The organism is Streptomyces sp. CB00455 (genome assembly GCF_001905445.1).
In the GTDB taxonomy this organism is placed as follows: Bacteria; Actinomycetota; Actinomycetes; order Streptomycetales; family Streptomycetaceae; genus Streptomyces.
Genome location: NZ_LIVQ01000001.1, coordinates 1,075,940 through 1,093,110 on the forward strand (window position 1 = coordinate 1,075,940; position 17,171 = coordinate 1,093,110).

Genomic DNA, 17,171 nt, shown 5'->3' on the forward strand with positions numbered 1-17,171 from the left:
GGCGCGCGGCGACGGCGCCGCCTCCCGGGGGGCGCCCCCCGGGAGGCGGCTCGCCCGAGGCGACTTTCCCTTCTCGCACCCCTCAGACCCCTCCTAAACTGCATAGATAGCCGGACGTAATCAGACATAGCCACCCCTGGGGCTTGGCTGACTCTTGATGTCGCGCTTAACCTACGATTCCGTAGGCTACGGAACCGTAGGTAATTCGCTTTTGCACTCAGGAGTACCCGTGACGATCACCTCTCCCCACCTCGGCAGCTCGGAGGCGTGGACGGACGCCAAGCTGCTGTTCGCGCTGGAAGAAGTGGTCGAGAAGGAGCTCAACCGCCATCTGAAGGTCACCAAGGACTGGATGCCCCACGAGTACGTCCCGTGGAGCGACGGCCGCAACTTCCCCGGCTTCTTCGAGGACGGCGAAGCGTGGGACCCGGAGCAGTCCAAGGTCACCGAGATCGGCAAGATCGCGCTCGTCGTGAACCTGCTGACCGAGGACAACCTCCCCAGCTACCACCACGAGATCGCGTCCCTTTTCGGCCGCAATGGCGCCTGGGGTACCTGGGTGCACCGCTGGACGGCCGAGGAGGGCCGTCACGGCATCGTGATGCGCGACTACCTGCTGGCCTCGCGCGCCGTGGACCCGGACAAGCTGGAAGCGTTCCGGATGCAGCACATGTCGGAGGGCTTCGAGTCCGACAACCGCCACTCCATGCTCCACTCCGTGGCGTACGTCGCCTTCCAGGAGCTCGCCACCCGCATCTCGCACCGCAACACCGGTCACCAGTCCGGTGACCCGGTCTGCGACCGGATGCTGGCGCGCATCGCGCAGGACGAGAACCTGCACATGGTCTTCTACCGCAACCTGCTGGGCGCGGCCTTCGAGATCGCCCCGGACCAGACCATGAAGGCCGTGCGGGACGTCGTGGTCGGCTTCCGGATGCCCGGACACGGCATGCCCGGCTTCGAGCGCATGGCCGCGCAGATGGCGATCGGCGGGGTCTACAACCTGCGGATCCACCACGACGACGTACTGAGCCCCGTGATCCGCTTCCTGAAGATCATGGACATCGACGGTCTGGGCCCCGAGGGACTGAAGGCCCAGGAAGAGCTCGGCCTGTTCATGAACGGCCTGGACGCCGAGGCGCGCAAGTTCGACGAGCGCCTGGCCGCCCGCGCGGCGCGGATCGCCGCCCGCAAGGCCTGACCGGTTTCCGCTCGCCCGGTCGGGTGACGCCGATTGCCCTGGCAGAGCCCCGCTCTGCCAGGGTTTCGCGTCATGACCTCGCTCCGGGTGGACATCGACCAGCTGACCCGTCTGACCCGCGCGCTGGACTCCTCGCTGCTCTCCCTGCGGGACGCCCGGCGCGCGCTGGACCACGTACGGGCCGACCAGCTCGGTACGGCGGACCTGGACGAGGCGTGTGACGGCTTCCAGAAGAGATGGGCGCACGGCGCACGAGAGCTGACCAAGCGCGTCAAAACGGTGCGGGAGGGCGTGGACCGCAGCGCCGCGGAGTTCGCGGAGCTGGAGGAGGCCATCCGAGTGGCCTTCCGCCAGGCGGCGGCCACGCATGACTGAACACGCCGCGCTGGGCTTCGACCCGGCGCCCGGGGATCCGGTGGCCGTCCTGGCCCTGACGAAGCGGCTCTCCACCTCGGCAGCTTCGCTCGGCGAGGCCGCGCGCGTGGTGAAGGCGCTGGTCTCGCACAGCTCGGCCTGGCAGGGGGAGGCGGCGACCGCCTTCCGCGTCTCCCTGTCGCAGGACCTCCCCCGCTATCTCGGCTCCGCGCACACCTCCCTCGCGGAGGCCGTCCGCCGGCTCACGGGGTGGCACGAGACCCTGCTGGCCCACCGCGCCCTGGCGTCCCGGTACGAGGCCAGGGCCGCGGCCGCGACGACCCCGGAGGCGCTGGCGGACGCCCGCCGCCTGGCCCATGAACTGGCCGCGGAACACAGCGCGGCGGCCCGCCGCGTGGCCCACACCCTGAACACGGCATCGGACCGCCTGGCCCCGAAGGAACCGGGCCTGCTGTCCTCGATCTGGCACAAAATCACCGCCGACCCGGCCGACGCCTTGTCGAACGCGTCGGCGATCCTGGGCGCGATCGGAGCCGGCGTGGCACTGCTCTGCCCGCCGGCGGGGCTGGCGGTGATGCTGGTCGCGGGGGGCCTGTCCCTGGCGGCCCTGACGGCGCACATGGCGGATCCGAAGTTTCGCAAGCCGTTGGTCGACGGTGTGACGAAGGGCGAGTTCGACGCGGACTTCTGGAAGAGCAGCGTGACCCTCCTCGGCGACACCGCGGGCTCGGTCCCGGGCCTCGCCGCGGTCGCCTCAGGCGCGAAGGCCGGCACGGCGGCAGCCCGCGCGGCCCTTGCGGCAGCCCCGGAAACCAGCGCCCTGGCGGGCCTCGGCACGGGCGCCCAAACCTTCCGCAGCACGACATGGTCGACCGGCCTCGCCATCCAGGAGGTCGAGAACCCGTTGCTCACGTGGGGCGTGCGGTCCACGAATCCCACGGTCAGGAACTCCGCCAATATGGTCGCTCCCACCATGGGTATGACGACGGCTCTGCTCGACTACGGTCCGGAGAGCGATACGGTCGAGCACGCGTCAACTGCCGCAGACGGTGTCCGAGGTGTACTGGACGACGTCCCTTCGGCCTTGGAGAAGACGAGCCGTGCTTGGTCGGTGATCACGCCGTGAGCGCACCACCCGTTTGGTTCCGACTGCCCCCAGGCTTTCACGACATCTCAGCGAGCGATCGCGGCCTACTGGACGCCGTTGCGGGCGCCTTCGACAGCCCGGTTGCCCAACAGGAGCTAGCGCAGCTCATGGACGGCTTGGACCAGCTCGCCAGGCATGATGTCGTACACGCCGCGCTCGGGATGCACCCTGACGGGATCACAGGGTTGTCCTCGTCGCTGTTCTCCCTGGCGATCCGGCCTGCCGAGCCTTCCAGGCTGCACCTGACCGTGGCCCGAGAGGCACTCGCGGCCGCACGGTCCCCCCTGTGGAAGAGCTCGACGCGCCGGATTGTCGACCTGCCCTCTGAGCTTCCGTGCTACTTGGTCGCCGGAACGATTTCTGTTCCTGGAATCGAGCAACCACTATTTCAGGCCAAAGTCACAACGGCCCACGCGGATGGGCTGCACTTCCTCGTACTGGACCTGACCAGCGCGGCGTTGCAGTACTTGGACTCGTACACCGAAATCATCGAAGCGATCACACACACCATCAGCTTCTCCGACCCAGAACCCAAGCCCGCGCCGCCCGGTCCGCCTGCTACCTCACGCATTCTGGAGGTGCTCCAGTGAGACTTCAGCTCGCCAAAGTGGCATGGGACAACCCGCGAACTGTCAGCGGCTACAAGCGGCTGGCCAGGAGACGCACCATCCAACTGGTCAGCCTGAGTGTGCCATTCCTCCTTGCCGTGGGGTGCCTCGGTCTCGGGAAGTTCCCCGACGGCGTGGTCGCCTTCTTGGTGATTATCATCGGATCCCTCCCCTGGTTGCCGTGGGTCGCCATCACCTATCTCAGACGTCTTCGTGTCGAGGCGATCCTCCGGTCCTACCCCTGGCGTGAGCTGCCGTGTCGGCACGTTCCCTACGTCACCGGGAGCCCCTCGACGATCCTCGTCCGTTTTCAGGAGGACTTCACAGCCACGCTCCGGATCGTCCCTTTCCCCGTCAACCTGGCCGAACGGGAGAACGACCAGCCGGACCGGATCTGGTTCGCGGGGGATCCCCGGTTCGGGGGGGTCGTGTCGCCCGTCGGGGGGCATTACCCCGTTCGGGTTGTGCCCGACAAGGTGGTCCCGGACGGGTGGGTCGGTGGGGATGACGGGCTGGCCCGCCGGGTGGGGCTGGTGCGGCGGAACGGCAAGGCGACGCAGACCTGATCAGCCGCGGCCCGAGCGGAGGGCCTGGCGTTCGGATTCGGACAGGCCGCCCCAGACGCCGAAGCGCTCGTCGTTGGCCAGCGCGTACTCCAGGCACGCCACCCTCCCCTCGCACGCCCCACACAACCGCTTCGCGTCGCGCAGCGAAGACCCCGGCTCCGGGAAGAAGAAGCCCGGCCCCGTCTGAGCGCACAGGGCGAGTTCGTACCAGGCGGCGTCCGCGGTCTCGGCGGTGTCGGCCGTGTGGGTTGCAGTGGTGTTCATCGACATGCGGGAGATACTGACCCGCCAGGATGGACGTCCGATCAACGCCTGATCAACACCCCACCGCATCCGCCCTCCCCAGCATCCCACCCACCACTGACAGCGGGTTCGGGCGGTAGCCGGGCGGTTGCCGGCCGGCCTCAGTCCGCTTGTTTCGCGCGGCTCGGCTGGACCCGTTTCGGTTCGCCCGGCATCTTCGGGTAATCCGGCGGGTAGGGCATGTCGCCCAGGCCGTGGTCCTGTTCCTGGCGGTCCGCGAGCTCCAGGACGGCGTCCAGGGCGAAGGCGTGGTCGTCCATGTCGGCGCGCAGGTCGCCCAGTTCGGCGAAGCGGGCCGGCATCGTGACGATGTCGAAGTCGCGCGGCTCGGCGTCGTCCACCTCGTCCCAGCGCAGCGGGGCCGACACCGGGGCGTGCGGGCGGGGGCGGACGGAGTAGGCGGAGGCGATCGTGCGGTCCCGGGCCGTCTGGTTGTAGTCGACGAAGATCCGCTCGCCGCGTTCCTCCTTCCACCAGGCAGTGGTGACCTTGCCCGGCATCCGGCGTTCCAGTTCCCGGCCCAGCGCGATGGCGCACCTGCGGACCTCGGTGAAGGTCCAGCGCGGTGCGATCGGTACGAAGACGTGCAGGCCGCGGCCTCCCGAGGTTTTGGGCCAGCCCAGCAGGCCCACCTCGTCGAGCAGGGCCCGCAGTTCGTGCGCGGCCGCCACCGCGTGGCGGTAGTCGGTGCCCGGCTGCGGGTCGAGGTCGATGCGCAGTTCGTCGGGGCGGTCGGTGTCCTCGCGCCGCACCGGCCAGGGGTGGAAGGTGAGGCAGCCCAGATTGGCGGCCCACAGCACGGCGGCCGGCTCCGTCGGGCAGATTTCGTCGGCCGTGCGGCCGCTCGGAAAGGCGATGTGGGCGGTCGGGATCCAGTCGGGCAGGTTCTTCGGCGCCCGCTTCTGGAAGAAGGACTCGCCTTCCACCCCGTCCGGGAACCGTTCGAGGGTCGTCGGCCGGTTGTGCAGGGCGCGCGTGATCCCCTCCGCGACGGCCAGGTAGTACTCGGCCACGTCCCGCTTGGTGAGGCCGCGCTCCGGGAAGTAGACCTTGTCCGGATTGGACAACCGCACCTTGCGGCCGCCCGCCTCAAGCTCGATGGCATTGCCCGCAGCACCCATGTGCGCCACGGTAGGCGGGTCCGGCCGGCCGCGCACACCGGGCGGGGCCGGGCGGACCACCGCAGAATCTCAGGTATGGATCTGCCGGTGATGCCCCCCGTGAAGCCGATGCTCGCCAAGTCGGTGGCCAAGATCCCGCCGGGCATGCAGTACGAGGCCAAGTGGGACGGCTTCCGGGCCGTCGTGCACCGTGACGGGGACGAGATCGAAATCGGCAGCCGCACGGGCAAGAGCCTGACCCGGTACTTCCCGGAGCTGGTGGCGGCCCTGAAGGAGAACCTGCCCGCCCGCTGCGTCGTGGACGGCGAGATCGTGATCGTCCACGGTGGGCGTCTCGACTTCGACCGGCTGACGGAGCGGATCCACCCCGCCGCTTCGCGCGTGAAGATGCTGGCGACGACCACTCCCGCCAGCTTCGTCGCCTTCGACCTGCTCGCGCTCGGCGACGAGGCGCTCCTCGCCACCCCGCTCGCCGAGCGCCGCGCCGCCCTGAAGCGGTCCCTCTCCACCGCTCGGCCCCCCGTTCACCTCGCGCCCGCCACCACCGACCCCGCGCTCGCGCAGCAGTGGTTCGAACAGTTCGAGGGCGCCGGGCTGGACGGGGTGGTCGCCAAGCCGCTCGACCTCCCCTACCGGCCCGATGCCCGGGTCATGTACAAGATCAAGCACGAGCGTACGGCCGATGTCGTCGTCGCGGGTTTCCGCTTCCACAAGAGCGGTCCGATCATCGGATCACTGCTGCTGGGCCTGCACGACACCCGGGGCACCCTCCAGCACGTCGGCGTGTGCGCCGCCTTCCCCATGAAGCGCCGCGCCGAGCTCGTCGAGGAGCTCGAACCGCTGCGCATGCCGGACCCCCAGGGCCATCCGTGGGCGGCCTGGGCGGAGGAGTCCGCGCACGAGAGCGCCCGGCTCCCCGGTGCGCAGAGCCGCTGGACCGGGAAGAAGGACCTGTCCTGGGTCCCGCTGCGCCCGGAGCGGGTCGTCGAGGTGGCGTACGACCACATGGAGGGGGACCGTTTCCGGCACACCGCGCAGTTCCGCCGCTGGCGGCCCGACCGGGCGCCGGAGAGCTGCACCTACGCCCAGTTGGAGGAGGTCGTGGGCTACGACCTCGCCGAGGTGCTCGGAGCGCCCCCGGCCGACTGACCGATTCCGCTGACCTCCTCGCCCGCCCGCCCCCCGCCCCCACCCCGCTCGGCGCCCCTCCGCGCCCCGCACCCCGCGCCGGCCCCTCAGGAGCTTGCCGCGCCCCCGTCGGCGCGCCGCGCCGCCCGGTACGCCGCCAGCTCCCGGGCCGTCTCCGCCTCGATCAGGTCGGCATTGACGGCGACGCCGGCGCGCTCCCCCTGGGCGACGGCGCCCGCGACCTTCTCCATGGGAGCGGTCACGTTCCCGGCGGCCCAGACTCCCGGCAGTGCGGTCGCCCCGGTCAGCGGGTCGGACTCGACACAGGTGCCGAGTATGTGGCCGTCCCGTTCCAGGGCGGTCGTGGGCAGGCCCAGACCGGTCAGCACCCCGGAGCGGGCGGTGAAGCGGGGGGCCACCACGAGCGCCCGGCACGCCACGGTGCCACCGCCGGCCAGGCTCATCCCGGTCAGCCGGTCCCCGCCCCCGGCCCTCGCCCTCCCCCCGCCACCGGCCCCGTCGTCCGCCCCTCCGCTCCCGCTCCCGCCGTGCGCCCCTCCGCTCCCGCCCCCGCTCCCGCTCCCGCCGTCCGCCCCGGTCAGGATCCCGGTCACCTCGCCCTCCGCCACCGCGACCCCGCGGGCGGCCAGCAACTCCCGTTCCGCGTCGGTGAGCCGCCAGGTGTGCGACAGCAGGGTGATCCGCCGGGTCCACTGCCGCCACAACCCCGCCTGGTGCACCGCGAGGGGCCCGTCGGCCAGCACCGCGACGGCCTGGTCCCGTACCTCCCAGCCGTGGCAGTACGGGCAGTGCAGCACGTCCCGCCCCCAGCGCTCCCGCAGCCCCGGGACGGCCGGCAATTCGTCCACCAGGCCCGTGGCCACCAGCAGCCGCGAGGCCCGGACCGTCGAGCCGTCCCCGCAGCGGACCAGGAAACCCCCACCGGGCAGCCGGTCCGCGGCGACCGCGCGGCCCGGCCGGATCCGGCCGCCGTAACCGGTGACCTCCGCCCTGCCCCTGGCCAGGAAGCCGGCCGGGTCCTCGCCGTCGAGGCCGAGGTACCCGTGCACGTGCGCGGCGGGAGCGTTGCGCGGGCCGCCGGAGTCGATCACCAGCACGGAGCGGCGGGCCCGGACCAGGGCCAGGGCCCCCGCGAGCCCCGCGGCGCCGCCGCCCACCACCGCCACCTCGAAGTCGAAACGGTTCGTCAGCGCGTCGTCGTCCATACGGGTGAGGGTCGTCCTCGGGGCACCCACTTGACAAATGATGTTGCCGATGCGGCAAATGGAGTCATGGCCACCCCGGAGCAGGACGACGAAGTCGCGGGCGTACTGACCGCCGTCGGCCCGCGGCTGCGCGCCCTGCGACGCCGGCGCGGCACCACGCTGGCCCAGCTCAGCGAGACCACCGGGATCTCGCTGTCCACCCTGTCCCGGCTGGAGTCCGGGCAGCGCAGGCCGACGCTGGAACTGCTGCTACCGCTGGCGCGGGCCCACCGGGTGGCGCTGGACGAGCTCGTCGGTGCGCCCGAGACCGGCGATCCCCGGATCCGCCCGCGTCCGTTCGTCCGGCACGGCCACACCTTCGTACCGCTGACCCGCAACCTCGGCGGTGTGCACGCCTTCAAGCAGATCCTCCCGCCCGCCGAAGACCCGCCGCCCCCGCCGGAACTGCGCGTCCACGAGGGCTACGAGTGGCTGTACGTGCTCTCCGGGCAGGTGCGGCTGCTGCTGGGCGAGCACGACCTCGTGCTCGGCCCGGGCGAGGCGGCCGAATTCGACACGCGCACGCCGCACGGTTTCTCCAACGCCGGCCCCCGGCCGGCGGAGTTCCTCAGCCTCTTCGGCCCCCAGGGCGAGCGGATCCACGTCCGCGCCAGGCCGGCCGCCACCCGATCGGAAGGACCTTCATGACCCCCACCGGCGAGCGTCCCGAACGGGCCGTCCCCCAGCCCAACGCCGTCGTCGGTGTCGGCCTCGTCGTGATCGGCGCCGACGGCCGGATCCTGCTCGGCCAGGCGCACGACGGCCGTTGGGAACTGCCCGGCGGAAAGGTCGACGCCGGGGAGGACTTCGAGCGGGCCGCGGCCCGGGAGCTGGAGGAGGAGACGGCGCTGCGGGCGGATCCCGGGCAGATCCGGGTGCTGTCCGTCCAGATCGACGCCAAGGGCGGCCTGACCCGGCTGACGGCCGCCGCCGTGACCTCGGCGGCGCAGGGCGCCGCCGTCGTCACCGAACCGCACAAGATCGTCCGCTGGCAGTGGTTCACCCCGCAGGAGGTCCCAGGGGCGCTCTACCCCCCGTCCGCGGCGGTCCTGCGCGCCTGGCGCCCGGACCTCCCCACGCTGCCGGACGTGCCCTCGTACGACTACGCGGTCACCCCCACCGCCCCGGCCCCCACCACCACTTAGGAGCGCACGGCGAGCCGCGGCGCGAAGTGGGGAGAAGGTGACGCCGGAGGTCGCGGGGCCGAGGTCGGCGTGGTCGGCGGTGTTCTGCACGACGAAGACGAGCACCCGCATGCACAGGCCGATGCCGGCACCCAGGACGACCATGTGCGCAGGCCCCGTACCAGGGGCGCGCGGGGGGCTGTGCCGGGGCCGGTACCCGGGCCGTGCGGCCCCCGCTCCCCCGCCCTCACTCCCCCGCCCCCGTCAGCGCAGGTAGGCCAGACCCGGGTGCTCCGCCGCGTACCCGTCCACCAGCCGCCGCGCCACCCCCACCGAGTCCACCAGCGGGTGCAGGGCGAAGGCTTTGACCGCGGTCGCCCGCGAGCCGCTCGCCGCCGCCGCCAGCACCTCCCGCTCGACGGCCTTGACGGCGCTCACCAGCCCGACCGCGTGCAGCGGCAGCGGATCGACGCCCACGGGGTGGGCGCCGTTCGCGTCGACCAGGCAGGGCACCTCGATGACCGCTTCGGCGTCCAGGACGGACAGGGTGGCGCGGTTGCGGACGTTGAGGATCAGTGTGGCCCGCTCGTCCCGGGCGATGGCCCGCATCAGCGCGAGCGCGACCCGTTCGTAGCCCCCGGACTCCAGGTCGCTCTCCTCGCGCTCCCCCACGCCCGCCACCTCGCGGTTCTCGGCCATGTAGGTGGCCTCGCGCTCGGCGCGGGTCCGGTCCCAGGCGGCCAGCGCAGCCCCGGCCGGCAGGCCGCCGCTGCCCGCCTCGGCGTAGAAGCCGCGCTGCTGGTCACGCAGGAAGGCCCCGCGCGTCTGCCCGGCCTCCAGGTAGGCGCGTACGGTGTCGCGGTTGAAGTAGTAGTAGTGCAGGTATTCGTTCGGGACCGCGCCGAGCGAGCGCAGCCACTGCGCGCCGAAGAGCCGGCCCTCCTCGAAGGACTCCAGGGCTTCGGCGTCGGCCAGCAGCCGGGGCAGTTCGTCGCGGCCGTTGATGTGCAGGCCCCGGACCCAGCCGAGGTGGTTGAGGCCGACGTAGTCGATCCAGGCGTCTTGCGGCCGGGCCCCCAGCAGCCGGGCGATGCGCCGGCCGAGCCCGACGGGCGAGTCGCAGATGCCGATCACCCGGTCCCCGAGCTCCTCGGCCATCGCCTCCGTGACGAGACCGGCCGGGTTGGTGAAGTTGATGACCCAGGCCTCCGGGGCGCTGCGGGCGATCCTGCGCGCCAGTTCCCGGACCACCGGCACCGTCCGCAGGCCGTACGCGATGCCGCCGGCGCCGACCGTCTCCTGGCCCAGCACCCCCTCCGCGAGGGCGATGCGTTCGTCGGCGGCCCGCCCTTCCAGGCCGCCCACCCTGATCGCGGAGAAGACGAAGTCGGCCCCGCGCAGGGCCTCGTCGAGGTCTGCGGTGGCCGTGACGGCCGGGGCGTCCGCCACCCCGGCGGCGGCCGCCTGGTCCGCCAGGACCCGCGCCATGGCGCCGAGCCGCTCCGGGTCCCGGTCGTACAGGGTCACCCGGGTCACTCGGCCCTCGGCGTGGTCGCCGAGCAGTGCTCCGTAGATGAGCGGTACCCGGAAACCGCCCCCGCCGAGGATCGTCAGCCGCACGTCCCTACCGCCCTTCGTCCGTGCCCCGTGGCGTGCCACTGCCCGTCCGGCCCGTCGAGAGCGCGAGCACGCCCCGTCGAGGACGGCAACGCGCCCGCGCCGGTGCCACGATCCGTGACACCGCGGTCCGGCGCCCGCGGCGAGAACGCCACGGGCGCGCGGTCGGCACACCTGCGGTGCGCCGTCGGCGCACCGCAGTCAGGACACCAGTGTCCCCCGGCGGGTCACGCCCCCAGCGACGGCACGGCGCGCAGCCGGGCGCCGCCCTGCTGGCGGGCGGGTCCGCCCGGCGCCACCGGACCCGTCGGCGCGCCCTGCGGGGCCGAGAGGATCAGGGTGATCCGGGTCAGCCCCATTGCGTCCAGCATGCGGCTGCTCTCGGCCACCATCCGGCAGCGCACGACCCCTCGCCGCGGGTCGGGGTGGCGCACGGTGCGCACCGCTCCGTCCCGCTCGGCGGCCCCCGCTCCGCGCATGCTCAGCCAGTGCGGGACCCCGTACCGGTAGGCCGCCTCCATGAACGGGTCGCGGGCCACCTCCTGACGGATGCTGCGCAGTCCCTCGTCCTGCGGGGCCGCGGCGAGCGCGGTGGCGAACTGGGCCAGCAGCGGCACGCACCAGGCCGGTTCGTGGTCCTCCAGCACGCCCGCGGCGTCCGGGTGGAACAGCACGAAGCGCAGGAAGTTGTCGTCCGGCAGGGCCGTGGGATGCGGCCGGACGGACTGGAAGAGCTGGTCGAAGGCCGAGTTGGTGAGCGCCACGTCCCAGCGGTGGTCCACCAGGAAACTCGGGTAGGGGACGGCCTCCATCAGGGCGGCGTAGTCGCACAGGTAGTCGCGCTGCGCCGGGTCCTCGGGCAGCCTGCTCTCCTCGGCCGCGCGCCAGGTGGGCGGCGGGTCGCGCTCGACCATGACGCGGAAGAGCCAGAAGCACTGCCGCTCGCTCATCTCCAACGCCTCGGCGAGGGCGAGCAGTTTGCGGTCCGTCCACTCCTTGACCAGGCCGCGTTCCCAGTTTCCGTACGCACGCACGCTGATGCGCAGACGCGCGGCGAGGTCCTCCTGGCTCAGTCCGAGCTCCTCGCGGCGCTGGCGCAAAATCTCCTTGCGTCGCTCCGACCGCACGGCGCCGCGTGCGGACTCCTCGCCCGCCAGGCGCTCCTCACCGGCTCGGGCGAGGCCATCGGACGGGCCCACCGCTGCGAGATGTGGCACCGAGAGCTCCCCCTCCTCACGGTCTGGATCTTCATTTCCGTGTGGCGATCCTGCTACCGACCTCATTCGAGTGTCAACTATTGTGGCAATTCCAGCCTCTTGACAGCTCATTCCCGCCACAGCTGTGGCACGTTCTAGCCCTTCGGGGCCGGAACGGCTAGATTCCAGAAGCCGACCATGTGCCCCGTCCGACTTCGCGCGATCTAGGAGAACCCCTGGTGACAGACGGCTTCCCGGCTCCCGTCGCGGTGGCCAACGCACCCCTGGCAGCCACCGTCACGCGCGTCGCCGAACTCGCGGGCAAGATGGGCCGCGACCTGAACCAGGTCTTCGACCTGCGACGCCTTTCCGAGGCCTCGGGCGTGCCCGCGGACGTGGTCAGGACGCTGCTGGACGGCAGGCCCGCAGGCGAACCCGATCTCCAGACCCGCTTCCTCCAGCGTCTCGACCTGCTCCGTCGCACACGGGTCAAACCCAACGGCCGCCGCTACACCCAGCAGGAGATCGCGGACGGCGCGGGCATGTCCCGGCAGCAGGCCGGCGCCCTGATCAACGGCGACCGCCGCCCCACCATGGAGCACTGCGACGCCATCCAGCGCTTCTTCGGCGTGCACGCGGGATTCCTCACCGCCCACGACGCCGACGCCCTCACCGACGCCCTCCAGCGGACCGAACAGCAGCTGCTCCAGGACTTCGCAGGCCGCGCCCGGGAAAACGTACCGGCGGTAACTGCTTCGGCCGGCGATCCGCTGGCAAGACTCCTGCAGAACCACGGCGTACGGGGCATCGCCTGGCGGGCCGCCCAACTGCCCAGCGACAAGCACCGGGACAAGGTGACCGAATGGCTGGACATGCTCCTCGAAAGCGTCAAACCGAACGAATCCTGACCCAGTCGAAAGTCTGGGTCTGATCCTTGAGTCCTGATCCGGATCCGCGCCGACGGGGAGAACGGTGAGCATAGGCAGAGAGCAGCGGCGGTTGTGCGGCGAGCTGGTGGCCGGCATCCGGCTGACCGCCCCCGTGGAACCCATGGACCTCTACGCCGCCCTCTGCGAGGGCATGAGCAGGCACCGCGGCCGCCGGGTGGACTTCCGGATGGCCTCGTTCCCGCCGGGGACGGCCAGCGGACTGTGGCTCGACATGGCGGACCGCGACCTGGTGGTCATCGAGGAACGCACCGCGCCGGACCACCAACTGGTCATCCTGGGACACGAGCTGTGGCACATGAAGGCCGGTCACTGCAGCCACCACGTCGACGGCGCCGCCGTCGCCGCGCGGCTGCTGTCCGACCAGGCGGACATCGGCGAGACGGTGCGCCGCGTCGCCGCGCGCACCCGTGCCGACGTCCAGGAGGAGAGCGAGGCCGAGACCTTCGGCTTGCTGCTGGGCAGCCGGTGCCGGACCTGGCTGGCCGGATCGTCGAGCCACCGGGCTCCGGCGCAGCGCGACCACGTGGCGGGCCGGATCGAGGCCTCGCTGGGCTACCGGGGGCACAGGAACGACCGTTGAACGGCAAGGACTACTACATACCGGCAGCCGCGATGGCGATCTCCCTCGCCTTCAAACTGCCCGCACTGCGGAGCAACTGGCGCGATCCGCTGCTCCGTTCGGTCTGCGCCCTGCTGACCCTGGCCGGTGCGGTCTTCACCTTCGCCGCACCGCCGACCATCGCGGCGGTCAACCGCTGGACCGGGATCCCCAACATCTCGGCCCCCCTGGTCTACTGCCTGATCACGGCCTTCAGCGCCTCCTGCCTGGTCCTGGTCGTCAACTGGCGGGGCGGCCCGCCGGAGCAGACCCGGCGCGTGTCACGCCGCTGGATCCTCGGCTACAGCCTCGTGGTGGTGGCACTGGTCGTGCTGTTCGCCCTCGGCGACGCCCCCGTCGAGCACCTGCGCGACCTGGACACCGCCTACGCGAACACCCCGTACATCCGCGAGATGATCGCGCTCTACCTGGTCGCCCACAACGTGGCCGCCGTCGTGATGGTGTCCCTGTGCTGGCGCTGGTCGCTCCAGGTGCGCGGCTGGCTGCGGGCCGGCCTGGTGATCATCGTCACGGGTTACGTCTTCAACCTCGGCTACGACGCCACCAAGATGTCCGCGGTCGTCGCCCGCTGGACCGGCCACGACCTCGACTACCTGAGCACCTTCGTCGCCCCGCCGCTCGCCTCCCTGGGCGCGCTGATCAGCGCGATCGGGTTCGTGCTCCCGCTGGTCTGCCAGCGGCTGTCGGACAGCTGGCGGTCCTGGTCGACCTACCGCCGGCTCGGACCGCTCTGGCAGGAGGTACAGATCTCCGCCCCCGCCGGCACCCCCTCCGTGCGGATGTCGTGGTGGGCCGCCGTCGAACTGCGCATGATCCAGCGCGAGTCCGACATCCACGACGGCTTCCTGCACCTGGGCCCGTACTTCGACCAGCGGCTGCGCGACGGGGCCCACGAGCGGGCCCTCGCGGAGGGGGCCGACGAGGGGACGGCGCGCGCGGTCGCCGACGCCGCCATGCTCGCCGCCGCCGTACAGGCCCGCGCGGCGGACCCCGAGGGCAAGGTCATCGGAGCCAGCGAGGAGGCCGCCGCCGACACCTCCGACGGCCCCCGCGACCTCCTGCGGATCTCCCACGCCCTGCGCCACTCGCCGGTGGTCCAGACGGTCCGCCGGCGCGCCGCCGCCCTGGAGGGGAGCGCCGGACTCGTCTAGGCGCGTCCGGGCGACTCGTCTGGACGGGCAGCGGCTCGCCTGGACGGGGAGCGACTCGCCCAGACGCGTCCAGACGGGCAGCGCCGGGCCCGTGGGCGGGGCCGCGTGCTGCCGGGAGCGCCGGGCCGCCCCGGCGGATCCCAGGCCGGCGTCCCGCGGCTCAGCCGCCGGCCGCGACCGCCGTCGCCGTGGCCGGGAAGAGGTCCTGGAAGGGGCCCGCCGAGTCGACGCCGGCCCGTCCGTAGGGCGCGTCGAAGCTCCACACCATGAACAGCAGGAACACGATCAGCGCGCTGAACAGCCCGGCCAGCAGCAGCTCCCGCCCGGAGCGGCGGATCTGCAAGGTGAAGATCAGCCCGACCGTGACCACGCCGCCGACGAGCAGCCCGAACCACACCACGCCCGGCAGTGTCGACTCGGAGCTCTGCGTCCGCGAGTGGCGGGCGTCGTCGGCGGCCGCGATGTGGTCCAGCAGCGGCTGGTAGGCCTGCGCCTGGAGTTCGTTGGCGGGACTCTGGTGCGTGACGTCGCTGCGCAGCTTGCCCAGCAGCTGGGCGCCCTCGGCCGACGCGCCCTCACCGGAGGTCAGCCGAGGCCAGTCGACGGCGACGGTGTGCGAGACGTACGCGTCCACCTCGCCGCGAATCCGGTCGCGCACGGGCGCCGGGTAGACGTCGGCGCGCTGCGTGACCTCGTACAGCGACTGCGCCTCACGGCGCACGCTGTCCTCGGCGGCGCCGCGGGCCTCCCAGACGCCCGCGATGGCCAGGCCCAGCACGATGGCGTAGACCACGCCCACCATCATCGTCATGTACTCGATGACGTCGGGGGTTTCGCTGGTGTCCTCGTCGGCGGCGACGCGGCGGTGCCGGATCGCGGTGATGGCGAGGACGACGGTGCAGACGAGCGCCATGGCGATGGCCAGGACCAGCCATTCGGACACGTGGGTTCTCCCGTTGTTGATCGGTGGCAGTGGGGCGGGGGCGGTGGGGCGGGGCGAGTGGCGGTGGGCCGCGCGGGGGCGGCGGGGGTCAGCCGCGGCTCTTGGAGCGCGGCCGCAGGGCGGCTGCGGCCAGTACGGCGGGGGTGGTGACGACGACCATGAGCATCACGGTGGACATGCCGCCGGGGCCGCGCCGCTCCAGGGCCACCGAGTGGTACGGGCGCACGTGGAAGGCGGGCACGGGCGCGGCGGCGGCCTTGAGCCGGGGTGGGGCGGGGGCTCGCGCCGGCTCGGGGCCGGTCCCGGGCCCAGGACCCGGCGCGGGCGCCGGTGGCTGCGACTCCCCGGCCCGGGCCTGCGCGGAAGGCCCGGGGCCGGGCCCGGGCGGCGGCGTCGGCGGCCCCGGCGGACCGGCGACGGTGGCGGGCCGGGTCGGCCGCCCCGGGTGGTGCACGGTGGGCCGCCCGGGACCGGGCACGGCCGGCAGCACCGACGGCGGGCGGAAGACGGGCCTCCCCGGCCGGCCGGCCGGCACGCAGAGGTCGACCCGGGCACCGCCGCCGTTGCCGGTGGCGTTGGCGTTGGCGTGGCCGTTGCCGTTGCCTTCACCGGCGACGGCCACGTGGGCGTGCAGCGGGCACAGGGCCGCCACCAGGCCCGCCCCGGCGAGGTACTGCCAAGCGGTCACGGTCACCGCGCGTCCTCCCGATTCCGCTGCACGTATGAGGGTTACGGCTGAAGAAACGATCACGGAGCGGGTTCGACACGCGGCAGACCGGTCGGAATCCTTGACGCGGGGGTGACGTCGCCGTGCGCCCGCCACCACGCCGCACCCCCACACCCGCCCCATGCCGTCGCAGCGCCACCTCCGCACCCGGGCCCGCCCCCGAGGAGACCCCGGGCGTGTCCCCACAACCGGCCGCAAGAAGCCCCCGGCCAGCGCACCCGAACCTTCCCGCACGCCGCCCGCACCGACCGAGACCCGAGCAGCCCCGCACGCGCCCGGGAACCCGCCCCGGGCCGCCTGACCGGGGCCCAGGCGGCCCCGCAAGGGCCCCGGAACCTGCCCCCGCCCGACCGGGCCGGGTTCGCGCCCCGGGCGCTGCACGGACGGCCCCCGCGCGGCGCCCGCATCGACCCGAGCCAGGCGGCTCCACACGTGCCCCCGGAACGTGCCCCGGGACACCCGACCAGGGCCCAGGCGCCCCCGCACGGGCCCCCGGAACCGCCCCGACGCACACGGCCCCTCTGGTCCGGAACCTGCCCCGGCACACGCCGCCCGACCGAGCCGGGTTTCGCACCACGCGCGCACCCGGCATCCGGACCTTTCCGCACCGCGTCCGCACCGGCCGAGACCCGACGGCCCCGCACGCGCCCGGGAACCTCCCCCGGGACGCCTGACCGGCCCAGGTTCGCGCCCCGGCGCACACCGCCCCGACCGGGCCGGGTCGCGCGCCGGCGCACGTCGCCCGACTGGGCCGGGTTCGCACCACGCGTGCGCCGGTCACCCGGACCTTCCCGCACGGCGTCCGCACCGGCCGAGACCAGAGCAGCCCCGCAGGCGCCCGGGAACCTTCCCCCCGGGCCGCCCGACCGGGGCCCAGGCGGCCCCACACCGGCCCCGGAACTGCCCTGGCGCACGCCGCCGGAGCCTGCCCCTGCGCACACCGCCCTGACCGGGCCGGGGCGCACCCCCGGACGCCCGACTTGGGCCCGGGCGGCCCTGTATGGGGCCGGAACTGCCCCGGCGCGCGACGCCCGACCGCGCCGGTTCGCGCGCCCCGGGCGCGCACGGACGGCCCCCGCGCTCCCAGGACTCCGCGCGGGCCGTTCCGCTGTCCCGGGGGCCGTGGCGGC

General features: G+C 73.0%; 18 protein-coding genes. 11 read left to right on the forward strand and 7 right to left on the reverse strand.

All coding sequences use genetic code 11. The features are described from left to right. The first annotated feature begins 229 nt into the window (after positions 1-229). The 5 genes from AMK16_RS04925 to AMK16_RS04945 all read left to right on the forward strand — a co-directional run bounded on the left by AMK16_RS04925 (position 230) and on the right by AMK16_RS04945 (position 3,897). Positions 230-1,201 (forward strand): acyl-ACP desaturase, encoded by a 972-nt coding sequence (locus AMK16_RS04925; RefSeq protein WP_073908997.1) that lies wholly within the window; start codon positions 230-232, stop codon positions 1,199-1,201. Between the two features lie 72 nt (positions 1,202-1,273). Beyond that, the gene (locus tag AMK16_RS34865; protein ID WP_073908999.1) at positions 1,274-1,576 is read left to right on the forward strand and encodes a hypothetical protein; all 303 of its coding nucleotides are present in this window, start codon (positions 1,274-1,276) and stop codon (positions 1,574-1,576) included. Continuing rightward, positions 1,569-2,702, forward strand: coding sequence for a hypothetical protein (locus AMK16_RS04935; protein ID WP_073909002.1), 1,134 nt, complete (start codon positions 1,569-1,571; stop codon positions 2,700-2,702). The genes AMK16_RS34865 and AMK16_RS04935 overlap by 8 nt, the downstream gene beginning before the upstream one ends. A 128-nt stretch (positions 2,703-2,830) precedes the next feature. Further along, positions 2,831-3,313, forward strand: coding sequence for a hypothetical protein (locus tag AMK16_RS04940; RefSeq protein WP_073909004.1), 483 nt, complete (start codon positions 2,831-2,833; stop codon positions 3,311-3,313). After that, positions 3,310-3,897: a hypothetical protein gene (locus AMK16_RS04945; RefSeq protein WP_073909007.1), complete on the forward strand. Its 588-nt coding sequence runs from the start codon at positions 3,310-3,312 to the stop codon at positions 3,895-3,897. The genes AMK16_RS04940 and AMK16_RS04945 overlap by 4 nt, the downstream gene beginning before the upstream one ends. Here the strand turns inward: AMK16_RS04945 and AMK16_RS04950 are convergent, their stop codons facing one another. Beyond that, positions 3,898-4,167: a WhiB family transcriptional regulator gene (locus tag AMK16_RS04950; protein WP_073910498.1), complete on the reverse strand. Its 270-nt coding sequence runs from the start codon at positions 4,165-4,167 to the stop codon at positions 3,898-3,900. 134 nt (positions 4,168-4,301) lie between these two features. Next, complete coding sequence (ligD, locus tag AMK16_RS04955; protein WP_073910501.1) at positions 4,302-5,321, reverse strand: non-homologous end-joining DNA ligase; 1,020 nt, start codon at positions 5,319-5,321, stop codon at positions 4,302-4,304. A 75-nt stretch (positions 5,322-5,396) separates the two neighbouring features. Between ligD and AMK16_RS04960 the strand changes: the two genes are divergently transcribed. Next, positions 5,397-6,470, forward strand: coding sequence for an ATP-dependent DNA ligase (locus AMK16_RS04960; RefSeq protein WP_073909010.1), 1,074 nt, complete (start codon positions 5,397-5,399; stop codon positions 6,468-6,470). Positions 6,471-6,556: 86 nt separating this feature from the next. Here AMK16_RS04960 and AMK16_RS37020 read toward each other — a convergent pair whose 3' ends face one another. Then, positions 6,557-7,675, reverse strand: coding sequence for an NAD(P)/FAD-dependent oxidoreductase (locus tag AMK16_RS37020; protein WP_073909012.1), 1,119 nt, complete (start codon positions 7,673-7,675; stop codon positions 6,557-6,559). Between the two features lie 66 nt (positions 7,676-7,741). Between AMK16_RS37020 and AMK16_RS04970 the strand changes: the two genes are divergently transcribed. Then, complete coding sequence (locus AMK16_RS04970; RefSeq protein WP_073909015.1) at positions 7,742-8,362, forward strand: helix-turn-helix domain-containing protein; 621 nt, start codon at positions 7,742-7,744, stop codon at positions 8,360-8,362. Then, on the forward strand, positions 8,359-8,859 hold the full coding sequence (locus AMK16_RS04975) for a nucleotide triphosphate diphosphatase NUDT15 (protein WP_073909018.1): 501 nt from the start codon (positions 8,359-8,361) through the stop codon (positions 8,857-8,859). Before AMK16_RS04970 ends, AMK16_RS04975 begins: the two co-directional genes overlap by 4 nt. A gap of 243 nt (positions 8,860-9,102) precedes the next feature. On the opposite strand, the gene AMK16_RS04980 is transcribed toward AMK16_RS04975, so the two are convergent. Together AMK16_RS04980 and AMK16_RS04985 are read right to left on the reverse strand one after the other, a co-directional pair. Beyond that, positions 9,103-10,458: a 6-phospho-beta-glucosidase gene (locus AMK16_RS04980; protein ID WP_073909020.1), complete on the reverse strand. Its 1,356-nt coding sequence runs from the start codon at positions 10,456-10,458 to the stop codon at positions 9,103-9,105. A gap of 224 nt (positions 10,459-10,682) precedes the next feature. Then, the gene (locus tag AMK16_RS04985) at positions 10,683-11,672 is read right to left on the reverse strand and encodes a helix-turn-helix domain-containing protein (protein ID WP_242438586.1); all 990 of its coding nucleotides are present in this window, start codon (positions 11,670-11,672) and stop codon (positions 10,683-10,685) included. Between the two features lie 218 nt (positions 11,673-11,890). Between AMK16_RS04985 and AMK16_RS04990 the strand changes: the two genes are divergently transcribed. The 3 genes from AMK16_RS04990 (at position 11,891) to AMK16_RS05000 (ending at position 14,371) form a co-directional block, all read left to right on the forward strand. Then, entirely contained in the window at positions 11,891-12,559 is a 669-nt protein-coding gene (locus AMK16_RS04990) for a helix-turn-helix domain-containing protein (protein WP_073909023.1), read from the forward strand. A gap of 64 nt (positions 12,560-12,623) precedes the next feature. Continuing rightward, entirely contained in the window at positions 12,624-13,181 is a 558-nt protein-coding gene (locus AMK16_RS04995; protein ID WP_242438587.1) for a toxin-antitoxin system, toxin component, read from the forward strand. Next, positions 13,178-14,371, forward strand: a complete 1,194-nt coding sequence (locus AMK16_RS05000; protein ID WP_073909025.1) for an MAB_1171c family putative transporter — start codon at positions 13,178-13,180, stop codon at positions 14,369-14,371. The genes AMK16_RS04995 and AMK16_RS05000 overlap by 4 nt, the downstream gene beginning before the upstream one ends. Positions 14,372-14,531: 160 nt before the next feature. Here AMK16_RS05000 and AMK16_RS05005 read toward each other — a convergent pair whose 3' ends face one another. Both AMK16_RS05005 and AMK16_RS35715 read right to left on the reverse strand, forming a co-directional pair. Next, on the reverse strand, positions 14,532-15,314 hold the full coding sequence (locus AMK16_RS05005) for a bestrophin-like domain (RefSeq protein WP_073909027.1): 783 nt from the start codon (positions 15,312-15,314) through the stop codon (positions 14,532-14,534). Positions 15,315-15,402: 88 nt separating this feature from the next. Then, on the reverse strand, positions 15,403-16,008 hold the full coding sequence (locus AMK16_RS35715) for a hypothetical protein (protein ID WP_073909030.1): 606 nt from the start codon (positions 16,006-16,008) through the stop codon (positions 15,403-15,405). Positions 16,009-17,171 lie beyond the last annotated feature (1,163 nt).